The sequence below is a fragment of the Sphingobium chlorophenolicum genome (assembly GCF_000722875.1).
Classification (GTDB): Bacteria; Pseudomonadota; Alphaproteobacteria; order Sphingomonadales; family Sphingomonadaceae; genus Sphingobium; species Sphingobium chlorophenolicum.
This window is the reverse complement of the sequence record NZ_JFHR01000038.1, coordinates 26,869-50,095: the sequence shown is the minus strand read 5'-3', so window position 1 is coordinate 50,095 and position 23,227 is coordinate 26,869. Positions and strand designations below refer to the sequence as shown.

The 23,227-nt window shown below is 64.9% G+C and carries 18 protein-coding genes and 1 pseudogene; 6 read left to right on the top strand and 13 right to left on the bottom strand.

Going from position 1 to position 23,227, the window contains the following annotated elements; translation table 11 throughout:
- Positions 1–196, bottom strand: a pseudogene (locus BV95_RS23820) (ShlB/FhaC/HecB family hemolysin secretion/activation protein); the annotation flags it as partial.
- 408 nt (positions 197–604) lie between these two features.
- Here BV95_RS23820 and BV95_RS15320 point away from each other — a divergent pair.
- The 3 genes from BV95_RS15320 to BV95_RS15310 all read left to right on the top strand — a co-directional run bounded on the left by BV95_RS15320 (position 605) and on the right by BV95_RS15310 (position 3,879).
- Positions 605–880, top strand: a complete 276-nt coding sequence (locus tag BV95_RS15320; RefSeq protein WP_013849042.1) for an HU family DNA-binding protein — start codon at positions 605–607, stop codon at positions 878–880.
- A gap of 487 nt (positions 881–1,367) precedes the next feature.
- Positions 1,368–2,126: a Ros/MucR family transcriptional regulator gene (locus BV95_RS15315; protein WP_037453743.1), complete on the top strand. Its 759-nt coding sequence runs from the start codon at positions 1,368–1,370 to the stop codon at positions 2,124–2,126.
- An 823-nt stretch (positions 2,127–2,949) separates the two neighbouring features.
- Positions 2,950–3,879, top strand: coding sequence for a hypothetical protein (locus BV95_RS15310; RefSeq protein WP_037453757.1), 930 nt, complete (start codon positions 2,950–2,952; stop codon positions 3,877–3,879).
- 467 nt (positions 3,880–4,346) lie between these two features.
- Here the strand turns inward: BV95_RS15310 and BV95_RS15305 are convergent, their stop codons facing one another.
- The 3 genes from BV95_RS15305 to BV95_RS15295 all read right to left on the bottom strand — a co-directional run bounded on the left by BV95_RS15305 (position 4,347) and on the right by BV95_RS15295 (position 8,012).
- Positions 4,347–5,513 (bottom strand): replication initiator protein A, encoded by a 1,167-nt coding sequence (locus BV95_RS15305; RefSeq protein ID WP_037453741.1) that lies wholly within the window; start codon positions 5,511–5,513, stop codon positions 4,347–4,349.
- A gap of 157 nt (positions 5,514–5,670) precedes the next feature.
- Positions 5,671–6,756, bottom strand: a complete 1,086-nt coding sequence (locus BV95_RS15300) for a ParB/RepB/Spo0J family partition protein (RefSeq protein WP_037453738.1) — start codon at positions 6,754–6,756, stop codon at positions 5,671–5,673.
- A gap of 59 nt (positions 6,757–6,815) precedes the next feature.
- Positions 6,816–8,012, bottom strand: a complete 1,197-nt coding sequence (locus BV95_RS15295) for an AAA family ATPase (RefSeq protein ID WP_037453735.1) — start codon at positions 8,010–8,012, stop codon at positions 6,816–6,818.
- A 171-nt stretch (positions 8,013–8,183) separates the two neighbouring features.
- Between BV95_RS15295 and BV95_RS15290 the strand changes: the two genes are divergently transcribed.
- Positions 8,184–9,524 (top strand): anti-phage deoxyguanosine triphosphatase, encoded by a 1,341-nt coding sequence (locus BV95_RS15290; protein ID WP_037453732.1) that lies wholly within the window; start codon positions 8,184–8,186, stop codon positions 9,522–9,524.
- Positions 9,525–9,691: 167 nt separating this feature from the next.
- On the opposite strand, the gene BV95_RS15285 is transcribed toward BV95_RS15290, so the two are convergent.
- The 5 genes from BV95_RS15285 to cysD all read right to left on the bottom strand — a co-directional run bounded on the left by BV95_RS15285 (position 9,692) and on the right by cysD (position 15,546).
- Complete coding sequence (locus BV95_RS15285) at positions 9,692–11,263, bottom strand: glycoside hydrolase family 16 protein (protein ID WP_037453729.1); 1,572 nt, start codon at positions 11,261–11,263, stop codon at positions 9,692–9,694.
- Positions 11,264–11,459: 196 nt separating this feature from the next.
- On the bottom strand, positions 11,460–11,618 hold the full coding sequence (locus BV95_RS24370; protein ID WP_169804647.1) for a hypothetical protein: 159 nt from the start codon (positions 11,616–11,618) through the stop codon (positions 11,460–11,462).
- A 184-nt stretch (positions 11,619–11,802) separates the two neighbouring features.
- Positions 11,803–12,552: a 3'(2'),5'-bisphosphate nucleotidase CysQ gene (locus tag BV95_RS15280; protein ID WP_409372077.1), complete on the bottom strand. Its 750-nt coding sequence runs from the start codon at positions 12,550–12,552 to the stop codon at positions 11,803–11,805.
- 47 nt (positions 12,553–12,599) lie between these two features.
- The gene (gene cysN / locus BV95_RS15275; RefSeq protein WP_037453727.1) at positions 12,600–14,513 is read right to left on the bottom strand and encodes a sulfate adenylyltransferase subunit CysN; all 1,914 of its coding nucleotides are present in this window, start codon (positions 14,511–14,513) and stop codon (positions 12,600–12,602) included.
- A gap of 121 nt (positions 14,514–14,634) precedes the next feature.
- Positions 14,635–15,546, bottom strand: coding sequence for a sulfate adenylyltransferase subunit CysD (cysD, locus tag BV95_RS15270; protein ID WP_037453723.1), 912 nt, complete (start codon positions 15,544–15,546; stop codon positions 14,635–14,637).
- Positions 15,547–15,631: 85 nt separating this feature from the next.
- Here cysD and BV95_RS15265 point away from each other — a divergent pair, with 85 nt between their 5' ends.
- Positions 15,632–16,720 carry a helix-turn-helix transcriptional regulator gene (locus BV95_RS15265; protein ID WP_234703204.1) on the top strand — a complete coding sequence of 363 codons (1,089 nt, stop codon included), beginning with the start codon at positions 15,632–15,634 and terminating at the stop codon, positions 16,718–16,720.
- Positions 16,721–16,740: 20 nt separating this feature from the next.
- Here BV95_RS15265 and BV95_RS23225 read toward each other — a convergent pair whose 3' ends face one another.
- The 4 genes from BV95_RS23225 to BV95_RS15250 all read right to left on the bottom strand — a co-directional run bounded on the left by BV95_RS23225 (position 16,741) and on the right by BV95_RS15250 (position 21,313).
- On the bottom strand, positions 16,741–16,953 hold the full coding sequence (locus BV95_RS23225; RefSeq protein WP_081873403.1) for a hypothetical protein: 213 nt from the start codon (positions 16,951–16,953) through the stop codon (positions 16,741–16,743).
- Entirely contained in the window at positions 16,943–18,250 is a 1,308-nt protein-coding gene (gene hemN, locus BV95_RS15260) for an oxygen-independent coproporphyrinogen III oxidase (RefSeq protein ID WP_037453719.1), read from the bottom strand. Before hemN ends, BV95_RS23225 begins: the two co-directional genes overlap by 11 nt.
- 353 nt (positions 18,251–18,603) lie before the next feature.
- Positions 18,604–20,136: an acyl-CoA synthetase gene (locus tag BV95_RS15255; protein WP_037453716.1), complete on the bottom strand. Its 1,533-nt coding sequence runs from the start codon at positions 20,134–20,136 to the stop codon at positions 18,604–18,606.
- Positions 20,137–20,149: 13 nt separating this feature from the next.
- The gene (locus BV95_RS15250) at positions 20,150–21,313 is read right to left on the bottom strand and encodes an acetyl-CoA C-acetyltransferase (protein WP_037453713.1); all 1,164 of its coding nucleotides are present in this window, start codon (positions 21,311–21,313) and stop codon (positions 20,150–20,152) included.
- A gap of 451 nt (positions 21,314–21,764) precedes the next feature.
- Here BV95_RS15250 and BV95_RS15245 point away from each other — a divergent pair, with 451 nt between their 5' ends.
- A complete protein-coding gene (locus tag BV95_RS15245) occupies positions 21,765–23,204 on the top strand; it encodes an aldehyde dehydrogenase family protein (protein WP_037453710.1) in 1,440 nt (479 codons plus the stop codon).
- Positions 23,205–23,227: the final 23 nt, after the last annotated feature.

The window sequence follows — 23,227 nt, the reverse complement described above, 5'->3', positions numbered from 1 at the left end:
GTTCGGCGGCGGGGGCGGCGATGCGCGGTTCCAACCGGTCGGTGCGGTCGCGGTCGATGACCGGCTGGTTCGATCCGCCATCCTGCGCGGCGGCTGGAACCGCCAGCATCAGGCCGATGCCGATGGCGATCGCCCGCGCCGCCTTCCCTATCTTTTCCCCTGTCTTTTCCCCCATATTTCCCATTGTCCCGTTCATGCCCTCCCCCCACAGGATGAGAGAAAATGGCGCGGGCTTCACCCGCAACCGGGACCGGATCGGTTCTATCGGCAAGCATTCGTAAAGTTCGAAACAGGCTGTCGCCAGTCGTTGCGCAGGAAGAGCTTTTGCAGGCGGTTCGACAATTGCGACCGTTTTGGCGAGACCCCGCGACACCCTTGTTCGACCGCGTCGAAGCGGGCGAAACACCCCCCTCCCCTTGCCGGAGAATGGAGTCGCGGCGGGGCGGGAAAGTCGGCGGAGGAAGGCGCGGCCGCGTCGATCCGGCCCCAAAAAGCCGGAATGACGCGATTTTAACGCTGATTTTCGCCGATAATCGGTCGCAAAGGGACTGGTTGAGCGTGAAGAGACAGGTTAAGACCATGCGTCCACGAAAGGGAGATCATCATGAACAATACTGAACTCGCCGAAGCACTGGCAGCCGACCATGGCCTGACCAAGGCCGATGCGCGCAAATATGTCGACGGCGTGTTCGCCGCGATCGCCGGCGCCGCCGCGAAGGGCGACGAAGTTTCGCTGAACGGTTTCGGCAAGTTCAAGGTCAAGGATCAGCCCGCCCGCGAAGGCCGCAATCCTTCCACCGGCGCCGTGATCCAGATCGCCGCTTCGAAGAAGCTGACCTTCACCCCGGCGAAGGCCGTGAAGGACCAGTTGAACGGCTGAACCGATCTTCGGCGGCCGCGATCATGATCGCGGCCGAAAGACCGGGACGGTCCATCCGGACGACCGGACGAGATCATCGAATGGCGCGCTTCCGTTTCGTCGGAGGCGCGCCATCGTTATTTTGGGCGCGGGCCGCATCGGCATTCGGCCCTGGCGCCTCCTCTCCCCCCTCCCCCTCTTTCAAATCTTCCCGGCATGGCGCGACCGTTTTCATCGGTCAGGAACAGATTTCGCGCCGCCGAAATATTGGCGCGGTGCGCGCAAGCACTATCAAGGATGCATTTTGAAACTATTCGCCGCCCGGTCAGGCTGCATCGCCGCGCGGGAACCGAATTGGCGCGCGCCATCTGTACCATCCCGAAACATTAGGACGGTTTATTTCTTGTAAAAACAGCCGCCGGAAGGATTTGGGTCGTTTCAGATTTACATTTCACGCAAAACCGCGCAAAAGACCGTCTCTATTAGTCAAAAAAGGGAAGCGGGGCCAATGTCTGAAAACAACCAGCCTGACATCACGACGCTCACTGTTCAGCTGGTGAGCGCCTTTGTCTCCAACAATAATGTCGCGAGCGAAAATCTTGCCGACCTCATTCGCACCACGCGACTGGCCTTGACTGATGATCCGGCGGCGAAGCCGGACGAAGCGGCCGCGCCGACTTACACGCCCGCCGTGTCCGTCCGCAAAAGCCTGTCTTCACCCGAACATATTCTGAGCATGATCGACGGCAAGCCTTACAAGACATTGAAGCGTCACCTTGCCAGCCATGGCCTGACGCCCAACGACTATCGCGAACGTTATGGCCTGCCCAAATCCTACCCGCTGGTCGCGCCCAACTATTCCGAAGCGCGGCGCGCCGTCGCCACGAAGCTGGGCCTGGGCCGCAAGCCGGTGGTGAGCGCGAAGAAGGCGCCCGAAGCGGCGGCGGCTCCGGCCGCGCCGAAGCCCGCCGTCGCGAAAGCTGCGCCCGCCAAGGCTGCCCCTGCCAAGCCCGTCGCTGCCAAACCGGCGGCGGCGAAGCCCGTGAAGGCGCCCGCCGCCAAGACTCCCCCGACAAAGCCCGCCGAGGCGAAGAAGCCGGTCGAGGCCAAGGCGCCTGCCAAGGCTCCGGCGGCGAAGTCTTCGGATTCGCGCAAGCGCCTGTCCATCGCCACGCCCGCCGCTCCGAAGAAGGAAGCGGCTCCGGCCGCCGCCAAGCCCGCCAAGAAGAAACCCGCGGCCAAGGCGCCCACGCCCCAAACGGCCTGATCTTTCCGGCCTCTCCGCTTTACCTGATCGAAAACGCCCCGACAGCATATGCCGTCGGGGCGTTTTCTTGTGCCGGGCGGTGACGGGGGGAACAGAGTTGGCGACGATAGATGCTTCATGATCCTGAATGCGATCCAGTCTTGCGGCACGACTTGGGCGGTGGGGCTGCCGAAAGTCTGCAACCGGGTACGAATGATGAACCGATCTCCTCTTTCCCCGATCGAACTTACTCATCCGGCAGCATGAAGTCAGATGGGCGGAATTTTCGGGAATTGGCCAATGGCGAGCATTCTTCTCCCCTCCCGTAGACGGGAGGGGCCGGGAGTGGGCCGCCGCGTCAGCGGCGTTCTTCCCTAGCCGAGAAGGCGGAAGCTCGCTCCGCTCGCGCCCACCCCCTAACCCCCTCCCGCCTGCGGGAGGGGAATGTCTTAAACCCACCCCAAATCACTCCGTCCGGCTAGTCTTGAATTGGCCCTCGCTGCCTAAAAATTAGGCAGCCTCAAAGCCTCGCTGAGAGGCAAAAGCTTCTCTTCCCATGCCATCCTATATCGAGAGAGTCATCGGTGGCTGGTGGGCTTCTGAGGGCAAATTTGGGAATTTTCCCCTTTGTTCCCTAGGTGGCTGCCCCTGCCCTTGAATGTCGCATCCTGCTTTGAGGAGATCGGTTCAATTCTAGGCTGGCGGCGGATGTGCTTCCGTGGCATAAGGTTGGCGGCCCAGCGAAATTTTCCGAACTGGTCCCCTCCCCTTTTCCGCGAGCCTCATAGCCGGTACAACCAACGCTGGTCTTTGGTTGTATGGACCTATGCGCTATAAGTCGGAAATGCGCGATTTTTCCTCTTCCGCGGATCATGCCCTGCTGCTGCTGGGGCGGCTCGATGGACGGCTTTGCAACAGTCCGGCGGCGGACATATGGCTGGCCAGGGCACGGTTGCGGGGCGCGGCGGCGCTGGCAGGCTGCGCGGGTGTTCCGGTGTCGGTCGCCGACCTGCAAAACTGGATTTGCGGACGGACGCCGCCGCCGCGCCATAGCGAGGGGCTGAACGATCCCCTGTCGGTCGCCGCTCTATTTCATTTCGCCCTGTCGGCGGCGGACGGCCATGACGCGATCGCGCGGGCGACGCTCAATGTCTCGCGGACCCTGCTGGACGACCGGAAGGAGGCGGATTTGTGGGCGCCGGAGGATCTGGTGCGCTTCGGTCCGGCGTGGCGGACGGCGCGGATGCTGGTGGAGGCCCCCTACCCTGTCGCTTCCTTCCAGGCGGTCGCCCAGCGGTTGATCGACGCCAGGGCCAGCCTGGAGGAGCCGGCCGCGGAAGGGCCGCTGGTGACGACCGCCGACGGGCGGCAGTGGCGGGTCGAGCCCAAGCGTTTCGACAAGGGCTGGATCCTCGCCTGCCATTTGCCGGGGGCGCTGGCGGCGGCCGGGCTGAGCCTGCGGCAATTGCCCATGCTGGTGGATTTGCCGCGCTTCCTGCCGGAGGATGCGGGCCTGCTGGCGGAGCGGATCGCGGCCATGGTCGCGCGGCAGGCGAGGATGGGACTGGCGGAGCTGGACCGGCTGGAGGCGAGGCTGGCGCGCTTGCCTGCGGTGGCGGGGGTGACGCGGCGGAGCAAGGCGCCGCTGCTGATGCGGCTGCAACTGGCCTATCCGGGGCTTGGCAAGACGGCCGTCGCCCGGTTGCTGGGCATTTCGCACCAGGGCGCGACCAAGCTGCTGGCGCAGGTCCAGGGGCTGACGGAGAGGGAATAGCGGAACGGTGCCGCTGGCGCCCGTCCAGACTTTCCCAAAAGGGAAATCTCCCAAAGCGTTACAAGGTTTCTAATGAAGTTAAAGAGTTAAAACGGCGGCGGAAACGGGCGAATCGCCGGGATCACGCGAGTCGGGAATAGGGGGCTGTTCCCATAGGATCGAATGTCCGTTCCCATAGTGTCGTATGAGGCGTTCCCATTGTGTCGGGGAAACGTTCCCGAAGGTGCGTAGGGCGTTCCTATAGTGTCGAAGCCTGACGGATCCGTGGGATTTTGCCGGGGGGATTGAATCATATTGAGGGGGTGGATTCGAAAGGACGTTCAAAAGTTTCGGCGGGTTGAGGGGCCTGGATTCAGGGAGGAGGGTGTCGGGGGTTTCGCGGCGGACCAACCCGACACTTCGGGAACGCGCTTTTGCTCCTGGGCTCCTGCCTTCGCAGGAGCAGGTGGTGCCGGGATGTTTGCGGCCTAGAGGCGGTGCCGGTTCTTTTCGTGGAAGCGGCGGACGAAGCCGATGAAGGCTTTCTGATAATTGACCGGGGTGCGGGTCGGATCGGCGTCCAGCCAGTCGCGAAATTCCTGGTGGAGGGTCTGGTAGTCCCAGCCGGGATATTCGGCGCGCAGGGTCGCCATGGTGGCGTCTGTGACTTCTCCGGCGCTGGCCTTGGCGGAAAGACCGGCCAGAGTGCGGCGGATCATCGTACCGGCGTCGACCAGATTTTCCTCTTCGGTAGCGACGGGGGCGGCTGGTTTTGGGGCGGGCGCCGTGGCAGGCGTTGCGGCGGGAAGCGGGGCGGCCTGGGTGCGGCGGCGCATGCGGAGCGAGGGTTCGCGCTTGCCGTCGGGCTGTTCCAGTTCGACCGTATAGCCGGGCAGGGGGTCGCGTTCGGCGATCTTGGCGATCTCGAACTTGAAGCGGCGATAGGCGCCTTCGGCTCCGGATTTTTCGAACAGGGTGGGCATGGAGATGGCGAACCCCCCCTCCCCTGCCCCGCCGGCATGTTTGCGCGCCACCTTGTAGAGCCAGCGTTCGCGGCCGCCGGTCAGGTCGAAATAGGCGCGGTCGATGCTGAGCACGCCGCCCTGCATCAGCACGCCTTCATAGAACCAGTTGCTGAGTTCGATGGTCATGCCGCGCGAGCGTTCGGTGCGTTCGTCGACCAACTGGGTCCAGCCGTCGAGCCAACTGAAGGTCGCTTCGCGGCGGTTTTCGGCGCGGATATTGGTCTTGATGGTGGTGGAGACGAGCCGGTCGAGCGACTGGCCGAGCAGTTCATAGGCGCGGCCGGTGGTCGGGCGATGGATGGCGCGCAGCAGGTCATAGGGCATGAGGTGCAGCTTGCGCGGAATGTCGTTGAGGCCGCGCCGGGCCATGTCGGCGAGGACCGAGGCGCAGTAGATGAGGATGTCGGCGTCCCAGATGGTGGCCATGCCATAATCGGGATTGGCCGAGACATGGACCCACGCCTTGCCGTCTGGGGAGGTGTAATCGATCGGTTTGACGCGCTTGGTCTTGGCGAGGCTGAAGAAGGGGCGCTCCATCATCTCGCGCTGGTCGCGCAGCGGCATGTCCGCGATATAGGGGAGGAAGAGTTCGAACTGGTCGTTGATCGCTGTCCGGGCGGCGCGGGTCATGGGCGGCACTTCCATGAGCGTTTTGGAGAAGTGACGGGGGATCGGCGCGATGTTTCCCTGGGGAAACGGGGGAGGTGTTTCCCTGGGGAAACAGGAAAGGGGCGGGCGCTGGTTGGCCCGCTTATGTCGCTGTTTCTGGATGCCCCCCCGATCGCCATCAGCGTTGCAGCCCCATGCCCTGCCGTTCGAGATGTTCGAGCGTGTCGCGCAGCGCCGACGCCAGCGTTTCCATGTCCGCGCCCGACCCCGCATGGAGGCGGATGGTGACGCCCTGCCGGTTGACCGACTGCACTGTCAGCGCGGGGCGGCCATAGGGGGTGGTCCAGGTGAAGGGTTCCCGCTTCGGCGCGGATTGCGCGACGCGGGGGGCGTCGAGCAGGCGCTTCAGCACGTCGGCCGCCGGGATGGGCGATGCGCCCGCCGTCCGCAGCGCACGCTGTTCGGAGGCGAGGCGGTCTGCCTCGGCCCTTATGGCGGGGGCGGCCTTGGCGTCGTCGAGCGCCTGGGCCAGCGCATAAGCGGGCTTCAACTGCACGTCGGCGGGGGAGGCGAAGGCGTCGATCACCGCGTCTTCGATCCCGGCCACCTTGATCATCTTGCTCAGCCAGCCCTTGCTGAGCTTCAGCCGCTCCGCCATGCGGGTCAGGTGGCTGCCATAATGGGCCTTGAGCGCTTCGGCATAGTTGCGGGCGCGTTCGAGGTCGGACACATCCTTTCGCGCCCGGTTCTCCAGATCGGCGAGGCGGAAGGCCGCTTCGTCGTCAAGCTGGGCGACCTGCGCCACGAACATCATGTCGGAATAGCTGTTGGCGCGCAGCCAGCTTATCGACCAGTGGCGGCGGGTGCCCGCAATCACCTCATAGTCGTGATCCGGGTCGTCCTCTATCCGGCGGACGACGGCGGGCACCTTCTGCCCGCCCTCCGCGATGATGGAGTCGATCAGTTCGCGGCAATTATCCTCGTTGAGATGGGCGTAATGGCGGGCGTTGCCGGTCCAGACGCGCACCCTGGCCGGGTCGAGCAGCAATTGCGTGACCTGCCGCACTTCGCCGGAAGCGAGGCGGGCGAGGGCGGATTCGCGGCCGAGCAGGGTCGTGCCGCGGGCGCGTTCCTGCCGGGTGGCGGCCGGGGCCGGGGAGGCAAGGGGGGCTGGAGCGCTGGACTCCTCGATCCGGGCGGGGGGCGTCGCCTCCGCCTCGTCCGACAATATGTCCGCCAGATAGTCCGATTGTTTACGCGCCATGATGGTTCCCCTTGACGAATCGGGAACATATGGTGAACATATGCGTGTAGGACAGGATTTTATGCCGCATTGACGATATCCTCCTCCCGCGCCGGGGCCACGCGGCCCCAGCCCTGACGGACCAGCGCCTCGATCTGGCCCATGGCTTCGTCCAGATTGGCGCGGCAACGCTTGTGGGTCCGGGGCGTGCCGATCGGCTTTTCCAGTTCGTAGACCGTCATCATGCGCAGCGCCGCATGGCTGATCTCCGCGCTGTCGAGGATCGGGATGGGGAGGAGGGCAGGGCCGAAGCTTTGTTCCATGATGGCGCGGACCATCGAATGGCTGGGGTCGTTGCTGTCGAATTTGGAGCAGAGCAGGCGGACGAACTGATAGTCCACCTCTATGCCCGCCTGCTGCAACTGGCCGATCACCTGATCCATCATCGAGAGGAACTGGACGGTCGAGCAGAAGTCGGGCGTGGTCGCGGCCAGCGGCACCAGCAGCGCGTTGGCCGCCTGCATCACCGCAAGGCTGATCGTGCCCAAGGCTGGCGGCGGATCGAGCAGCACCACGTCATAATGGCGGGCAAGGTCCATCAACCCCTGTTTCAGCTTGCGGAAGCGCGCCGCGAGGACGGAGCCGCCGTCGCTACCCGCCGCCGCCAGCTCATATTCCACGTCGAACAGTTCGAGGTTTGACGGGATCAGGTCGACATTGGGCCAGGCGGTGTGCTTGACCGCGTAAAGCAGGTCAACCTGCGTCGGATCGATGGAGAGATAGGGGTAGAGCGTCTCTTCCCGCTGGATGTTGAAATGCGGGTTGAAGCCGAACAGGGTGGTGGTCGTCGCCTGACTGTCGCAGTCGACCACCAGCACGCGATAGCCCTGCACCGCGAAATAATGGGCGAGATGGGTGGTGACGGTCGACTTGCCGACGCCGCCCTTGAAATTCTGGACCGCGATGATGGCGGGAATGTCCAGCGGGGCGCGTTCGGGCGACGCGCCCAGCACTTGGCGCATGTTCAGCAGCTCTTCGACCTTATAGCCGGGGCGGCGTCCGTTTTCGGTCGGCGGGGCAGGGGGAAGGCGTCCATCCTCCTCCGCCATGCGAATCCGATTCGTGGAGCAGCCGAGCAGTTGCGCGGCCTCCGCAATGCCGAAGCGGACATTGAGTTCCTTGCGGCTATCGGGCAGAAAAGCCTTGCGGCGCAGGCGTTCGACCATCTTTTCGCCAGCCTCCGCCAGATCGCCGATCTGGGTTACCACTGCGTTCATTCCTGCCCTCATGCCCGAAGTTGAAGCTTGTTTGGGATAGAGATGGCATAAATTGTTCAAATTGGCAAATGATGGGGCTTTGGGATGCGGATGGCGGGGAAGGCTCCGCCATGAATCCGTTTTGCCGGGGAAGCGTTCGGGTTATGCAGGGATTCGTATGAAGGATTCCCGATGAACTGGTACGACCGGCAGGAAAATTGGCAGGCGCAGAGCGAGGACGCCCGGAACGAGGCGGATGTCGACTATGCGCGGGTCATTCATTCTGCGTCCTTCCGCCGGTTGCAGGGCAAGACGCAGATCCTCAATCTGGGCGACAGCGATTTCTACCGCACGCGGCTGACCCATTCGCTGGAGGTGGCGCAGATTGCGGGCGGGGTCGCGCGCCAGTTGCGGCAGGATTTTCCCGACCATCCCGCCATCCCGCATCTGCCCGACCATAGCCTGATTCAGGCCATCGGCATCACCCACGATCTGGGCCATCCGCCCTTCGGCCATGGCGGGGAAGTGGCGCTAAATTACTGCATGCGGCAGGCGGGCGGGTTTGAGGGCAATGGCCAGACGCTGCGCATATTGGCGCGGCTGGAGAAATTCTCGGCCGGGGCGGGGGCCAATCTGATGCGGCGGACCCTGCTGGGGGTGCTGAAATATCCGGTGCCCTTTTCGCAAGCCTATAATCCCGCCTGCGCCCCCCGGCTGAATGACGGGCCGAGCGCCATCCGCATCATCGACCGGGCCGCGTCGAAGCCGCCCAAATGCTATCTGGATACGGAGCGGGCGGTGGCGCAATGGGTGCTGGCCCCGCTGTCCAGCGCCGACCGGGAGGCGTTCACCGCGCTGGAGACGCGGAGCGGCGAGCATCATCGGGCGATCCACAAAAGCTTCGATTGCAGCATCATGGACGTGGCCGACGATATCGGTTTCGGCGTCCATGACCTGGAGGATGCGCTGGCGCTGGGGCTGATGGGGGAGGAGGCGTTCCGGGCGCTGGTGCCGGAGGAGGAATGCGCGTCCTTCCTGGTGCATCTCAAGCGGAAATATCCCGGCGAGTCCGAGAATAACGTCTATGAGCGGCTGGTCGAGACGCTGTTCGGGGAGGGGGGCGAGCGCAAGCGCTGCATCGGGCGGATGGTGCATCATCTGATTACCCATTGCCGGATCGAGACTGTGGAGCCGTTCGAGGAGCCGCTGATCCGCTATCGGGCGGGGATGGAGGAGGGACCGGCGCGGTTTCTGGCGGCGTTGAAGCATGCAGTCTATCGGGCCGTGATCCAGAGCGCGGGGGTGCGGCAGTTGGAGTTCAAGGGGCAGCAGATGGTGGTGTCGGTGTTCGAGGCGCTGGCTTCGGAGCCGGAGACTTTGCTGCCTGCCGAGCAATGGGCGCTGGTGCGGGCGGGGGAGGCAGTGTCGCGGGTGATTTGCGATTATATTGCGGGGATGACGGATGGGGCTTTGCTGAAGGCCTATGACCGGTTGTTCAGTCCGCGGATGGGGTCGATTTTCGATCGGTTTTGAAAGGTAGGGCTGAGCTATCCTATTCCTCCCCATGCTTGCATGGGGAGGGGGACCGGCCGAAGGCTGGTGGAGGGGAAGGGGGCACGACCTCCGCATTTCCCCTCCACCATCGGCTGCGCCGACGGTCCCCCTCCCCACGCTTCGCGTAGGGAGGAATAGGGGAGGACTCAGCCGCCGTTGGAGTAGATTTTCACATCCTCGACGATCATGTCGCCGGTGCCATCCGTGTAATCGCTGTTGGTCTTCACCGCGACGTTCATGATCGGGTACCAGCGGAAGCCCGCGAAGGGGTTCACCGCCTGATAGGTTTCCTGCCCGTCGATGAACCAGGTGATATAGTCGGGCTGGATGTCGACGGCGAAGCTGTGGAAGCCGGTGGTGAAGCCGCTTATGCCGTAAATCTCGTCCGTGTTCATGAAGACGCCCTGCTGGAAGGTGCGGGTGATGTTCGCGCCGCCGTGCAGCGTGTTGGCGGTATAGCGGTCGAAATCCCACCAGCTTTCGAAGCCGAACCCTTCGTAAATGTCGATTTCCGGCGGCCATCCGGCGGTGGAGATCAGCCAGAAGGCGGGCCAGGAACCGCGCCGGGTGGGCATTTTCGCGGTGAATTCATATTGGCCGTAGCCGATCTGGACTGGGCGGGTGTTGTGGCCGCTGAGCACGATCGCGCCATAATCATAGGGGACGCCGTCCCAGGATATGGGCTCCCGCAGCTTTTGCGTGTGCATGATCAGCCCCTCGTCCGTGTAGCGGAGCGGCGCTTCTATGCCATAGTCGCGATAGACCCAGCCGTCGAGATAGATGCCGGTTTCCTGATTGCCCGGTTGGGAGCGGCCGTTGGGCAGTTTGGTCGACCAGGCCTTGTCATGGCCGGCGTCCGACCATTTGAGCGTCTCCCGGCTCATCTTCCACTGGAGCGTGCCGCTGGGCTGGAAGCTGCGGGGGTCGCGGCCCGCCGTCTGTTCCGCCGTCGGTTCCTGCTGGAAATCGCATTGCACGAAGGCGCGGTCGGTGCCCATCTTGCCGCCCCAGGGGGCTTCGACGAAGCGGACGATGAAATCGGCCTGCGGCACGCCCAGCAATATGGGGACCGAGACCGTCTTGGTCAGCGGGTCGCCGGGGCGGAAGATCACCGCCTTGTAGATGCTTTGATAATTAATGCCCGCGACGCCGCGGACCAGGCGGGGGCCGTCCTCCGTCATGACGCGGGCGATCACCGTGTTGGGCGTCGGCCGGTCGAGCGAGATGGGGACATAGGCTACCGTCGATCCGGGGCGGTAGAAGGCCGGGCCGACCGAGGCCGTCGCCAGTTCCGGATAGCGGGTGCCGCCCGCAAAGTCGAAATTGGCGAAATCGGTGGCCTGCGCCGTGGTGGCGAAGGCAAGCGACAGGCTGGCGGCGGCTATTTTCGGACTGGGCGCCCATGGCGATGGGCCTGCCGGGGCGTGCCGCGCCGTGGAAGAGGGGAAGAGCGCGGCGGGGTTGCTGCTGCCCAGGGCGGTGGTCCAGGGGCTGGGCAGGGGAGAGGACAGGTCGATTTCGGGCGAGGGGCCTTTCGTCTGGCCGAAGAAGCCGTTGGTGAGGATGGCGGCGGCGCCCGGCCTGCCTTTCGCGGCGGGGGCGGGTGCGGCGATCCTTTCGGTGTCGGCGGTGAGGGACAAGCCCCACTCGCTGAGGCAGAATATCAGCGTGCATGCGAACAAGGCGCCCGCAAGCGGGCGAAAAAAGAAAATGCGCATGGTGCGACCCCTGTTGTTGAGCGGCTCTGCGCCGCTTTGTTGAACCTCCTTCTTCGAAAGCGGCCGATGCCCCCGGCCGTTTCGGTTCCTTGATGATGGGTGCCTATGGCATTGAATAATAATGGATTTTCAGGCCGTTAGGAAGGGCGTGGCGGCGATGCGTCGGCGTTCCTGCACGGTTCGGCCCGCGTAGGGATCAGGAACGGGGGCTGAGGCGCCGTCTTTCCATTTCGTCCAGCACGGCCTGTTCGAAGCCGGTCGGGCGCTTCGGATCGGCGATCCGGCGGCGGATGGCGGCGAGTTGCGCATCCGTCAGGCCAGCCGCGTCGGCGGCGTCCTTCAGATGATCGTGCACGGCGAGTCTCCGCATGAATGCGGGCAGGAGTGTCGCATGAAATGCGCGCCGGCTCAATCGAGCGAAAGGGTTAGGTGGAGTGGACGGATGCGGAATGGCGCGATTCATTCCTCCCCATCTTTCGATGGGGAGGAATGGGATGGGTCCCTCCTCCGCCCCAGGTCGGTCAGTCAGGCGAGTCCGTTCAGCCGTCCTTCTCGGTCAGTTCCGCGATTAGTTGCAGCACCTGTTCCGCATGGTCCTTCCGGCAGATCAGCAGGTCGGGCAGATAGACGTCGCGCTGGTTGTAGATGAGCGGGGAGCCGTCGATGCGGGAGCAGTGGAGGCCGTGGGCCTGCGCGACGGCGACCGGGGCCAGGCTGTCCCATTCATATTGGCCGCCGCTGTGCAGGTAGATGTCGGCCTGGCCCAATATCACTGCCATCGCCTTGGCCCCCGCCGATCCCATCGGCACCAGTTCGGCGTCCAGGCGTTCGGCCACCGCGATCGCTTCCTTGGCGGGGCGGGTGCGCGATACGACCATGCGCAGCTTTTCCGGCGCGGGCGGGATGGCGACCGGCTGGTCCGACCGCAGCAGCGTGCCGCCATCCAGGCCGGGCAGGGCGACCGCGCCGATGGCGGGCTGGCCGTCTATGGCGAGGCCCACATGCACGGCCCAGTCGGCCCGCGCCTCGCCATATTCGCGGGTGCCGTCGACCGGGTCGACGATCCAGACCCGGCCTTTGGTCAGCCGGGCCTCATCGTCCTTCTCCTCCTCCGACAGCAGGCCGTCTTCGGGCCGCGTCTCCCGCAGGGCGCGGCAGAGGAACTGGTTGGCGGTCTGGTCGCCCGCCTTGCCCAGCGCGGCGGGGCTGAACAGGCCGCTTTCCCGCACATTGACCAATATGCGCCCGGCCACGTCGGCCAGATGCGCGGCCAGTTCGGCGTCGGTCATGGTTGCGCCCGGTCCGGTCATGGCCTGTCCGGTCATGGCCTGTCCCGTCATGGAATGATCCGGGCAACGATGGCCTCTGCCGCCTGTTCGGCGGTCATGGCGGTGGTGTCGATGCGGATTTCGGGGTCTTCGGGCGCTTCATAGGGGCTGTCGATGCCGGTGAAATTCTTGAGTTCGCCGGAACGCGCCTTCTTGTAGAGGCCCTTGACGTCGCGGGCTTCCGCATCGGCGAGCGGCGTGTCGATATGCACTTCGATGAACTCGCCGGGCTGCATCATCTGGCGCACCATCTCCCGCTCCGCGCGGAAGGGGGAGATGAAGGCGGTGATGACGATCAGGCCCGCGTCGGTCATCAGCTTCGCCACTTCGCCCACGCGGCGGATATTTTCCACCCGGTCGGCGTCGGTGAAGCCCAGATCCTTGTTCAGGCCATGCCGCACATTGTCGCCGTCCAGCAGGAAGGTGTGGCGGTTCATGCGGGCGAGTTTCTTTTCCACCAGATTGGCGATGGTCGACTTGCCCGCCCCCGAAAGCCCGGTGAACCACAGCACGGCGGGCTTCTGGTTCTTGAGGCCCGCGTGGAAGTCGCGGCTGACGTCGGTCGCCTGCCAATGGACATTCTGCGCCCGGCGGAGGGAGAAGTGCAGCATCCCCGCCGCGACCGTGGCGTTGGTGATCTTGTCGATCAGGATGAAGCCGCCCAGCGTCCGGTTCGCCTCATAGGGTTCGAACACCACCTGCTTGTCGGTCGACAGGTTGGCGACGCCGATGGCGTTCAGCTCCAGCGTTTTCGCCGCCAGATGCTCCATCGTGTTGACGTTGACCTGATATTTGGGCTGCTGGATCGTGGCGGTGACGGTCTGGGTGCCGATCTTCAGCCAATAGGGGCGGCCGGGCAGCATTTCCTCATCCGCCATCCAGACGATGGTCGCTTCGAACTGGTCGGCGGCCTGCGGGGGATTGTCGGACGCCGCGATCACGTCGCCGCGCGAACAGTCGACCTCGTCCGCGAAGCAGAGGGTGACGGACTGGCCCGCGACCGCCGTGTCGAGGTCGCCGCCCAGCGTGACGATGCGCGAGACGGTCGATGTCTTACCGGAGGGGAGGACGCGGATGGCGTCGCCGACCTTGACCGTGCCGGTCGCGATCTGGCCGGAAAAGCCGCGAAAGTCGAGATTGGGGCGGTTGACCCACTGCACCGCCATGCGGAACGGCTTTTCCTGATCGGAGACCTGATCGACCTCCACCGTTTCCAGATGTTCGATCAGCGCCGGGCCGGTATACCAGGGGGTGTTGGCCGACGGGCCGGTGATATTGTCGCCCTTGAAACCGGAGATGGGGATCGGCGTGAAGGCGGTGATGCCGATCGAGCGCGCAAATTCCGTATAGTCCTTCAGGATCGCGTCGTAGACCGCCGGGTCATAGTCGACCAGATCCATCTTGTTCACGGCCAGCACGATATTCTTGATGCCGATCAGATGCGCCAGATAGCTGTGGCGGCGGGTCTGCACCAGAACGCCCTTGCGCGCGTCGATCAGGATGACGGCAAGGTCGGCGGTCGACGCGCCGGTCACCATGTTGCGGGTATATTGTTCGTGGCCGGGCGTGTCGGCGACGATGAACTTGCGCTTTTCCGTCGCGAAGAAGCGGTAGGCGACGTCGATGGTGATGCCCTGTTCGCGCTCCGCGGCCAGGCCGTCGACGAGGAGGGCGAAGTCGATCTCCTGCCCCTGCGTGCCGACGCGCTTGCTGTCCGATTGCAGCGCTTCGAGCTGATCCTCGAAGATCATCTTGCTGTCGTAGAGCAGGCGGCCGATCAGCGTCGACTTGCCGTCGTCCACCGATCCGCAGGTGATGAAGCGCAGCATCGTCTTGTGCTGGTGCACCTCCAGATACTGGTCGATATCCTCCGCGATGAGGGCGTCGGTCTTGTAGATGGGGTCGTCGAGCGTGTCGGTCATATTCTAAAATCCCGTTCGGGCTGAGCGAAGTCGAAGCCCAGCACTGAGCGAAGCGAAGTGCCTCCCTCCGGTCGGTTGAGCCCTTCGACAGGCTCAGGGCGAACGGAGGAAAGATGTGAAGTCAGAAGTAACCTTCCTGCTTCTTCTTCTCCATGCCCGCGCCGCCTGCGTCCTTGTCGATGGCGCGGCCCTGGCGTTCGGAGGTGGTGGTGAGCAGGGTTTCCTGAATGACTTCGGGCAGGGTCTTGGCCGTGCTTTCCACCGCGCCGGTCAGCGGGTAGCAGCCGAGCGTGCGGAAGCGGATGGAGCGCATCAGCGGTTCCTCGCCCGGTTTCAGCGGGAAGCGTTCGTCGTCGACCATCAGCAGCATGCCGTCGCGCTCCACGGTCGGGCGTTCCTCCGCGAAATAGAGGGGGACGATGGGGACGTCGTTCAGGTGGATATATTGCCAGATATCCAGTTCGGTCCAGTTGCTGATCGGGAAGATGCGGATGCTCTCCCCCTTGTTCTTGCGGGCATTGTAGAGGTTCCACAATTCCGGGCGCTGGTTCTTCGGGTCCCAGCCGTGGGAGGCGGTGCGGAAGGAGAAGATGCGTTCCTTCGCCCGGCTCTTTTCCTCGTCGCGGCGCGCGCCGCCGAAGGCCGCGTCGAAGCCGTAGAGATTGAGCGCCTGCTTCAGCCCCTCCGTCTTCCACATGTCGGTGTGCAGCGGGCCGTGATCGAACGGGTTGATGCCGCGTTCCTGCGCTTCGGGATTATGGTAGACCAGCAATTCCATGCCGCTTTCCCGCGCCATGCGGTCGCGCAGGTCGTACATCGCCTTGAACTTCCACGTCGTGTCGACGTGCAGCAGCGGGAAGGGCGGGGGCGAGGGGTAGAAGGCCTTGCGCGCCAGATGCAGCATCACCGCTGAATCCTTGCCGACGCTGTAGAGCATCACGGGCTTTTCAGCCTCCGCCACCACTTCGCGCAGGATGTGGATGCTCTCCGCCTCCAGACGCTCCAGATGCGTCAGCCTTTTCGAATCGATCATCGTTCACCGCCTTGTTTCCTGAAGGCCTGATGGCAGAAGCGGGCGGGGGCTGGACCTCCCATATGGGAGGATATACATATTAGTCATGCGACTGGACGATGGCGGATTATTGGCGGCCCTCCATGAGGGTATGTTCGAGCAACCCCTTTGGCACGGGTTTCTGGAAAAGCTGCGGGCGCGGACGGGGGCGCCCTATGCCAGTCTGGCGTTCCGTCCGGTGGATGAGGAACGGATCGTCGAACTTTATGCCGGGCCGCCGACGCCGCTGCATCTGGGCCGGTTGTTCAATGAAAAATATGGGCGCGACCCCCTGCCGTACCGGCAGATGCGGGAGGCGCGCGTCTATACGCTGGACGAACTGCTCGACCCCGGCGACGCGGTGCAGCAGGGCTATCGCGCCGAGTTTCTGGAGCCGTTGGGCATCAGCAACATGCGGTCGGTCCGCGTCACGGAGCCGAGCGGGATGGATGCCTGGTTGAGCTGCGCGGGCGGGCGGGAAGTGGGGGCCGGGGTCGGCGCGCTGCTGACCGCGCTGGTGCCGCATCTGCGCATCGCGCTGCGCAGCTTCGTCGCGTTCGAGCGGGAGAAATTCCGGTCGTCGGTGACGTCGGAGGCGTTCGGGCGGCTGAATTTCGGCTGGCTGACGCTGGATGCGCGGTGCCGCATCGTCGACATGACGCCGCATCTGGAGCAGCTTTTCCAGCGGTCGAGCGTGTTGCGGCGGGGGCGGTACGACCGGCTGATGCCCGCGTCCCCGGCGGTGGACCGGGAATTGACCGCGCTGGTCAAGGGCTTTGCGGAGGATGCGGACGGGCGGCCCAAGGCGATCAACCTCAGCCGCGATCCGATGATCGACATGCTGGTGCGGCCGATTCAGGACCGGTCCCTGTCCACCCAGTCGCCGCCGGTCGCCATCGCCTATATCAGCGGCGACCGATGGTCGCAGGCGGACCGGTGCGACCAGTTGGTCGACCTGTTCGGCCTGCTGCCCAGCGAGGCGCGGCTGGCCTGGGCCATCGCGCAGGGCATGTCCATCGGCGAGGCGGCCGACGATCTGGGGCTGACGGTGGAGACGGCGCGGAATTATTCGAAGAAGATCTATGCCAAGACCGGGGCGCGGGGGCAGGCGGAACTGGTGCGGAATATTTTGACGAGTGTGTTGGCTTTGGCTTGAGGGTCTTGCGTTGCGCCGTGTCACCGGCCGCTTTCGGCGCGTGCTTTCTTGCGGTCGCAGAGGATCGGGTGGCAGCCCATCTTCCTGTCGTCCGGGGCAGGTTTGCGTTGCCAGGGGGGCGTCCAGCCGGGCGGGGCGGAGCCGCAATACCAGGGGCTTTGGGCGGCGGCTGCGGGTGGCTGAACCGCCGTCAGCGGGAGGATGGCAAGGAATGCCAGTGCGCTAGACCGCATGGCTGAAGCGCCTTTCCGCCGGTTCCATATAGGCGTCGAAGCAGGCGGCGATGCTGCGGGCATAGGGCAGGGCGTCGCGGGTCAGGGCGATGCGGCCTTCGCTGATGCGGACGAGGCCCAGTCGTTCGAAGCGGCTGAGGTCGGGCAGGGGGTGCGCCGTGCCGACATGCGCCTCGCCCTGGCAGAGCAGGGATTCGATGATGCGGCCGCGGCGGCGGTCCTCCGCCGTGCGGAGCGTGCCGCGGGTGGCGGTCAGCCGTCCGGCGTCGGCCAATTCGCGCCATGGGCCTGCCTGCTTTTCATTCTGGACGATGAGGTCGGGAAACTGGCTGATCGCGCTGGCGCCCAAGCCCAGCAATATGTCCGCCGGATCGTCGGTGAAGCCCTGAAAATTGCGGCGCAGGCGGCCTTCGCGGGCAGCGCGGGCCATGCCGTCGTCGGGCAGGGCGAAATGGTCGAAGCCGATCGCCTGATAGCCCGCGCCGGTCAGCATCTCATGGCCCTGCGCCGCCATGGCGAAGCGGGTGGCGAGATCGGGCAAATCGCTGGCGTCGATGCGGCGCTGGCGGGGGAGGAGGCGCGGCATATGGGCATAGCCGAACAGGGCGATGCGGGCGGGCTGCATGGCGACGGCGGCCTCCAGCGTGGCGGCGAGGTCGTCCTGCGTCTGGCCGGGCAGGCCGTACATCAGGTCGAAGCCGGTCGCGATTCCGGCGGCGCGAAGCTGGTCGACGGCGCGTTCCACCATGTCGAGCGGCTGGATGCGGCCGATCCGCGCCTGCACATGCGGGGTGAAGGTCTGGAGGCCCAGGTTGACGCGGTCGACGCCCATCGCGGCCATGGTCGAAATCCATTGCCCGTCGAGGCGGCGGGGGTCGAGTTCGACCGACAATTCGGCATGATGCGCGTCGAAGCAGAGCAGCAATTGCTGGAGCAGGCGGACGAAATCGACCAGCGGCAGGCTGTTGGGGCTGCCGCCGCCGAAGGCGATGCGCCGCACCCGGCCGCGTCCGTTCAGCCGGGCGGCGACCGTGGCGATCTCCCGCTCCAGCGATTCGACATAGGCGGCGAGGCGCTGGACCCGGTTGGCCGCGCCGGTGTTGCAGCCGCAATACCAGCAGATATCGTGGCAATAGGGGATGTGGACGTAGAGGGAGAGGGCGTCTTCCCGGTCCACGGCGTCCAGCCGGGCGGCCAGTTCCGCCGCGCCGACGTCGCCGCTAAACTGCGCGGCGGTGGGATAGCTGGTGTAGCGCGGCACGGGCCGGGCGAGCAGGTCGGGGTGATAGGTCCACATCGGCAAGGGGGTAGGATGCCGGGCGCGCCCGCGCCTTGATCTATCTCAATCCATCGGAAATTCGGCTGCCGTCAGGAAGCCTTCGGTTCCTGCCCCCTAGGCCGTAAACTCATAAATGGCGCGTTCGAGGCGCCAAAATGGCGAACATATCGGGCCGAAATGCGCGCCGCGAAGGTGGGACACCTTTGCAAGCGCATTTCGGTTCGAGATGGAAGCCATTTTGGCGTCCTGCGGATTTGACCAAAAAGGCCCATCCCGGCGTCGAGAGGGCTATAAATATCGACATATTCCTACGCCCTCTCTCCTTGTGCTGGGCCTTTTTGCCTCAAACCTCGAACGCGCCATTTATGAGTTTACGGCCTAGCCGCCGCCCAATAGCTGTCGCGGATCAGCCTTTTATATAATTTGCCGGTGGCGTGGCGGGGCAGTTCCCGCATGAAGTCGATCTGGCGCGGCGACTTCACATGGCTGAGATGGGCGCGGGCATAGTCCATGAGGTCGGCGGCCAGCGCGTCGCTCGCCTCGGCCCAGTCCAGCGGCTGGACGACGGCGACGACCTTTTCCCCCATTTCCTCGTCCGGCGCGCCGACGACGGCGACGTCGGCCACCCTGGGATGGAGGATGAGCAGATTCTCAATCTCCTGCGGGTAGATGTTGACCCCGCCGGAGATGATCATGAAGCTCTTGCGGTCGGTCAGGTAGAGATAGCCATCCTCATCGACCCAGCCAATGTCCCCCAATGTGGTCCAGCCGTTGGGATGGCGCGATTCCTGGGTTTTTGCCGCGTCGTTATGATATTCGAAGCTTGGCCCGCCGGAAAAATAGACCATGCCTTCGGTGCGCGGCGGCACCTCCCTGCCTTGTTCGTCGCAGATATGGAGCCCGATGGTGCGGGGACGGCCCACCGACCCTTTGTGCGTCAGCCATTCCTGCGGCGTGATGCTGGTGCCGCCATTACCCTCCGTCCCGCTATAATATTCGTAGATGATCGGCCCGAACCACTCCATCATCGCTTCCTTGACCGGGACGGGGCAGGGCGCGGCCGCGTGGATCACCGTCTTGAGCGAGGATATGTCGTAGCGCGCGCGCACCTCCTCCGGCAGCTTCAGCATGCGGATGAAATGCGTGGGCACGAACTGGCCCACGGTGACGCGATGATGCTGGATCGCCGCCAGCACGGCTTCGGGATCGAATTTTTCGGTGAGCAGCACGGTGCCGCCCAGCCGCGACACCGCCATGGAGGTGCGCAGCGGCGCCGCGTGATAGAGCGGCGCGGGGCCGAAATAGACGCTGTCCGCCGTCGCGCCGTAGGTTTCCGCCAGCGCGACGGTCATCGGGTCCGGCGTCGTGATCGGCTCCCCGGCGATGGCGCGGGGCTTGATCCCCTTGGGCCGTCCGGTGGTGCCGGACGAATAGAGCATGTCGAAACCCGCCTGCTCGTCTGCGACCGGGGTCGCGGGTTGGGCCGCGCGCTCCGCCAGGAAATCGCGATAGCCCTCCATGGCTTCGCCCAGCGCGAAGTGGATGAGGTCGAGCCGCCGCGCCAGCAACTGACCGGGCAGATCGCCCATGGCGGCCGAGGTGACGAACAGCTTCGCGCCGCTGTCCGTCAATATATAGGCGACTTCATCGGCCTGGAGCTTGGTCGAGACCGCGACAAAATAAAGGCCCGAACGCTGGGCGGCCCAGGCGATTTCCAGGAAGGCGGGCGTGTTTTCCAGGCAGAGGGCGATCGCGTCGCCCGGTTTCAGCCCCAATGAGCGGAACAGGTGCGCGCCCTGGTTGGAGCGCGCATCCAGTTCGCCATAAGTGACCGTCCGGCCGCCGGGCGTCAGGACGATGGCCGGCTTGTCGGGGTTCGACCGGGCGTGGATCGAAGGGTGCATGGCTTCTCCGGGGTCAGAGCGCCTCTACGATGGTGACGTTGGCGACGCCGCCGCCCTCGCACATCGTCTGGAGGCCGTAGCGCTTGCCGCCTGCGCGCAGGGCGTGGATCAGCGTGGTCATCAGCTTGGTGCCCGATGCGCCCAGCGGATGGCCAAGCGCGATGGCGCCGCCATTGACGTTGAGCTTCGCCGGGTCGGCGCCGATGGCCTGGAGCCAGGCGAGCGGGATGGGGGCGAAGGCTTCGTTGACCTCATAGAGGTCGATATCCTCGATCTTCATGCCTGCGCGTTGCAGGGCGCGTTGCGTGGCGGGGATCGGTTCCTCCAGCATGATCACCGGGTCGCCAGCGGTCACGGTCATGGAATGCACGCGGGCGAGCGGGGTCAGGCCATGGGTCTTGAGGCCCCGTTCATTCACGATCAGCACGCCCGACGCGCCGTCGCAGATCTGGCTGGATGTCGCCGCCGTCAGCGTGCCGTTTTCGGCCAGCAGCTTGACCGAGGCGATGGATTCCGCCGTCGCGTCGAAACGGATGCCCTCATCCACGGTGTGGAGTTCATGGCTGCCGTCGGCGGTCACGATTTCCAGCGGGGTGATTTCATCCCTGAACGCATCCGCGCGGGTCGCGGCGGCGGCGCGGCGCTGGCTTTCCAGGCCGTAGGCGTCCAGCACATCGCGCTTAAAGCCATATTTGGCCGCGATCATCTCCGCGCCTTGGAACTGGCTGAAACCCTTTACGCCGAAGCGGGCCAACAGCTTCTCGCTCCAGGGGCGGTATCCGGAATCGGGCACGCGGGAGAGGCCCATGGGCGCGCGCGTCATGCTTTCCGTGCCGCTGGCGATGACGACGTCCTGCGCGCCGGACATCACCGCCTGCGCCGCGAAGTGGATCGCCTGCTGCGACGATCCGCACTGGCGGTCGATGGTGACGGCCGGGACGCTGACGGGAAGCGAGGAGGCGAGCACGGCGCTGCGCCCGATCTGCCCCGACTGTTCGCCCGCCTGCGTCACGCAGCCCATGATCACATCCTCCACGGCGGCGGGGTCGATGCCGGAGCGGGCGATCAGCGAATCGAGGATCGCGCCCCCCAGGTCCGCCGGGTGCCAGCCCGACAGCCGTCCATTCCGGCGACCGCCGGCGGTACGCGTCGCGGCAACGATATATGCTTCAGCCAATGTGCAACCCTTTTAAATTCGATCTGGGACAGGAGGGTGGGATATCATCCTTCAAAAACCTAATCAATCGAACAATGAATTAGGTGGCGTGGGCAAATTCAGGACTTGCCGGATGGGGTTTTGGGTGGAAATCGGACCCATCCTATTCCTCCCCATCGGGAGATGGGGAGGGGGACCGCGCGTAGCGTGGTGGAGGGGAAGATACGCAGGTCACGCCATTTCCCCTCCACCACCGCCTTCGGCGGCGGTCCCCCTCCCCACGCTGCGCGTAGGGAGGATTTTAATGTCCGCAATTGGCCACTTCCCGACCACGCGGCCTGGGTTCGGATCGTCCCGCCGCGCCGGAAGCCGGGGTGTCGCGAAAAGCTTCCGGGATGAATTGACCGGCATCATTCAATTAAGTAATTAAACCCGCCCGACCGATGGGGCGCATATGAGGGAAGAGGACGAGATGGCACGATTTGATGGCGACTTCACCCTGACGATCGACGGCAAGGGGGTGTCGGCGCCCGACACCATCGATGTCGTCAATCCGGCCAATGGAGAGGTCGTCGCCCAGGTGCCGGACTGCACCGCCGAACAACTCGACCAGGCGGTCGAGGCGGCCCGCCGGGCCTTCCCCGCGTGGCGCGCCACGCCGCTGGCGCAGCGCCGCGCCGCCGTCGCCAAATTCGCCGAGGTGCTGGCCGTCCATGCGCAGGAATTCGCCCGGCTCTTCACGCTGGAGCAGGGCCGCCCCGTCGACAAGGCGGCGCAGGAGATCATGGGCGCGGCCTTCTGGTGCCAGACCGTGTCGCAGCAGGAAATCCCGGTGATCGTCAATGAGGACAGCGCGGAGCGGCGGTCGGAAACCCGGCATGTCCCCATCGGCGTCGTCGGCGGCATCGTGCCCTGGAATTTCCCGATGCTGCTGGGCGTGTGGAAGATCGCCCCGGCGCTGCTGACCGGCAACACCATCGTCGTCAAGCCGTCGCCCTTCACGCCGCTGACCATGTTGAAGCTGGCGGAGCTGATGCGCGAGCATCTGCCGCCGGGCGTGTTCAACGTCGTCAGCGGCGGCGACCGGCTCGGCCCCTGGCTGACGGCGCATCCGGGGATCGACAAGGTCAGCTTCACCGGATCGACCGCCACCGGGCGGCGCGTGATGGAAAGCGCGTCCGCCAATCTGAAGCGGCTGACGCTGGAACTGGGCGGCAACGACGCGGCCATCGTTCTGCCCGACGTCGACGTGAAGGAAGTGGCGGAGAAGCTGTTCTGGGCGGCGTTCGGCAATAGCGGCCAGATCTGCGTCGCGACCAAGCGCATGTATGTGCACAAGGACGTCTATGACGCGGTGGCGCAGGCGCTGGTCGAGACGGCGCGCAAGATGAAGGTGGGCAACGGGCTGGAGCAGGGCACGGACCTGGGCCCGGTCCAGAACCGCGTGCAATATGAGCGGGTGAAGGATTTGATCGAGGATGCGAAATCGTCCGGCCTCAAATTCCTGGTCGGCGGCGAGGTGCCGGAGGGCAAGGGTTATTTCCTGCCGGTGACGATCGTCGACAATCCCCCGGAGGACAGCCGCGTGGTGCAGGAGGAGGCGTTCGGCCCCGTCCTGCCGCTGTTGAAGTTCGACACGGTCGACGAGGCGGTGGCGCGGGCCAATGCGTCCGAATATGGGCTGGCCGGGTCGGTCTGGTCGGGCGACGTCGACCGGGCGGTGGAGATTGCGGCGCGGCTGGAAACCGGCACCGTCTGGATCAACGAGGCGCAATATATCATGCCCTGGACCCCGTTCGGCGGGCACAAGCAGTCGGGCGTGGGAATAGAGAATGGCGCGGACGGATTGCTTGAATATACCAATCCGCAGACCATTTCCTTCCGCAAGGCGGCGGCCGGCGCCAGAGGCTGAGCGCGCCACGTTAAAGGGGAAGA

What these genes read in the sequence shown, in the direction of transcription:
- BV95_RS23225 (WP_081873403.1), bottom strand. Translation starts at nt 16,953, where the DNA reads ATGCGGTCTAGCGCACTGGCATTCCTTGCCATCCTCCCGCTGACGGCG.
- BV95_RS15285 (WP_037453729.1), bottom strand. Translation starts at nt 11,263, where the DNA reads ATGCGCATTTTCTTTTTTCGCCCGCTTGCGGGCGCCTTGTTCGCATGC.
- BV95_RS15320 (WP_013849042.1), top strand. Translation starts at nt 605, where the DNA reads ATGAACAATACTGAACTCGCCGAAGCACTGGCAGCCGACCATGGCCTG.
- BV95_RS15300 (WP_037453738.1), bottom strand. Translation starts at nt 6,756, where the DNA reads ATGGCGCGTAAACAATCGGACTATCTGGCGGACATATTGTCGGACGAG.
- BV95_RS15295 (WP_037453735.1), bottom strand. Translation starts at nt 8,012, where the DNA reads ATGAACGCAGTGGTAACCCAGATCGGCGATCTGGCGGAGGCTGGCGAA.
- cysD (WP_037453723.1), bottom strand. Translation starts at nt 15,546, where the DNA reads ATGATCGATTCGAAAAGGCTGACGCATCTGGAGCGTCTGGAGGCGGAG.
- BV95_RS15255 (WP_037453716.1), bottom strand. Translation starts at nt 20,136, where the DNA reads ATGCACCCTTCGATCCACGCCCGGTCGAACCCCGACAAGCCGGCCATC.
- hemN (WP_037453719.1), bottom strand. Translation starts at nt 18,250, where the DNA reads ATGTGGACCTATCACCCCGACCTGCTCGCCCGGCCCGTGCCGCGCTAC.
- BV95_RS15305 (WP_037453741.1), bottom strand. Translation starts at nt 5,513, where the DNA reads ATGACCCGCGCCGCCCGGACAGCGATCAACGACCAGTTCGAACTCTTC.
- BV95_RS15265 (WP_234703204.1), top strand. Translation starts at nt 15,632, where the DNA reads ATGCGACTGGACGATGGCGGATTATTGGCGGCCCTCCATGAGGGTATG.
- BV95_RS15280 (WP_409372077.1), bottom strand. Translation starts at nt 12,552, where the DNA reads ATGACCGACGCCGAACTGGCCGCGCATCTGGCCGACGTGGCCGGGCGC.
- BV95_RS15315 (WP_037453743.1), top strand. Translation starts at nt 1,368, where the DNA reads ATGTCTGAAAACAACCAGCCTGACATCACGACGCTCACTGTTCAGCTG.
- cysN (WP_037453727.1), bottom strand. Translation starts at nt 14,513, where the DNA reads ATGACCGACACGCTCGACGACCCCATCTACAAGACCGACGCCCTCATC.
- BV95_RS15310 (WP_037453757.1), top strand. Translation starts at nt 2,950, where the DNA reads ATGCGCGATTTTTCCTCTTCCGCGGATCATGCCCTGCTGCTGCTGGGG.
- BV95_RS15245 (WP_037453710.1), top strand. Translation starts at nt 21,765, where the DNA reads ATGGCACGATTTGATGGCGACTTCACCCTGACGATCGACGGCAAGGGG.
- BV95_RS15290 (WP_037453732.1), top strand. Translation starts at nt 8,184, where the DNA reads ATGAACTGGTACGACCGGCAGGAAAATTGGCAGGCGCAGAGCGAGGAC.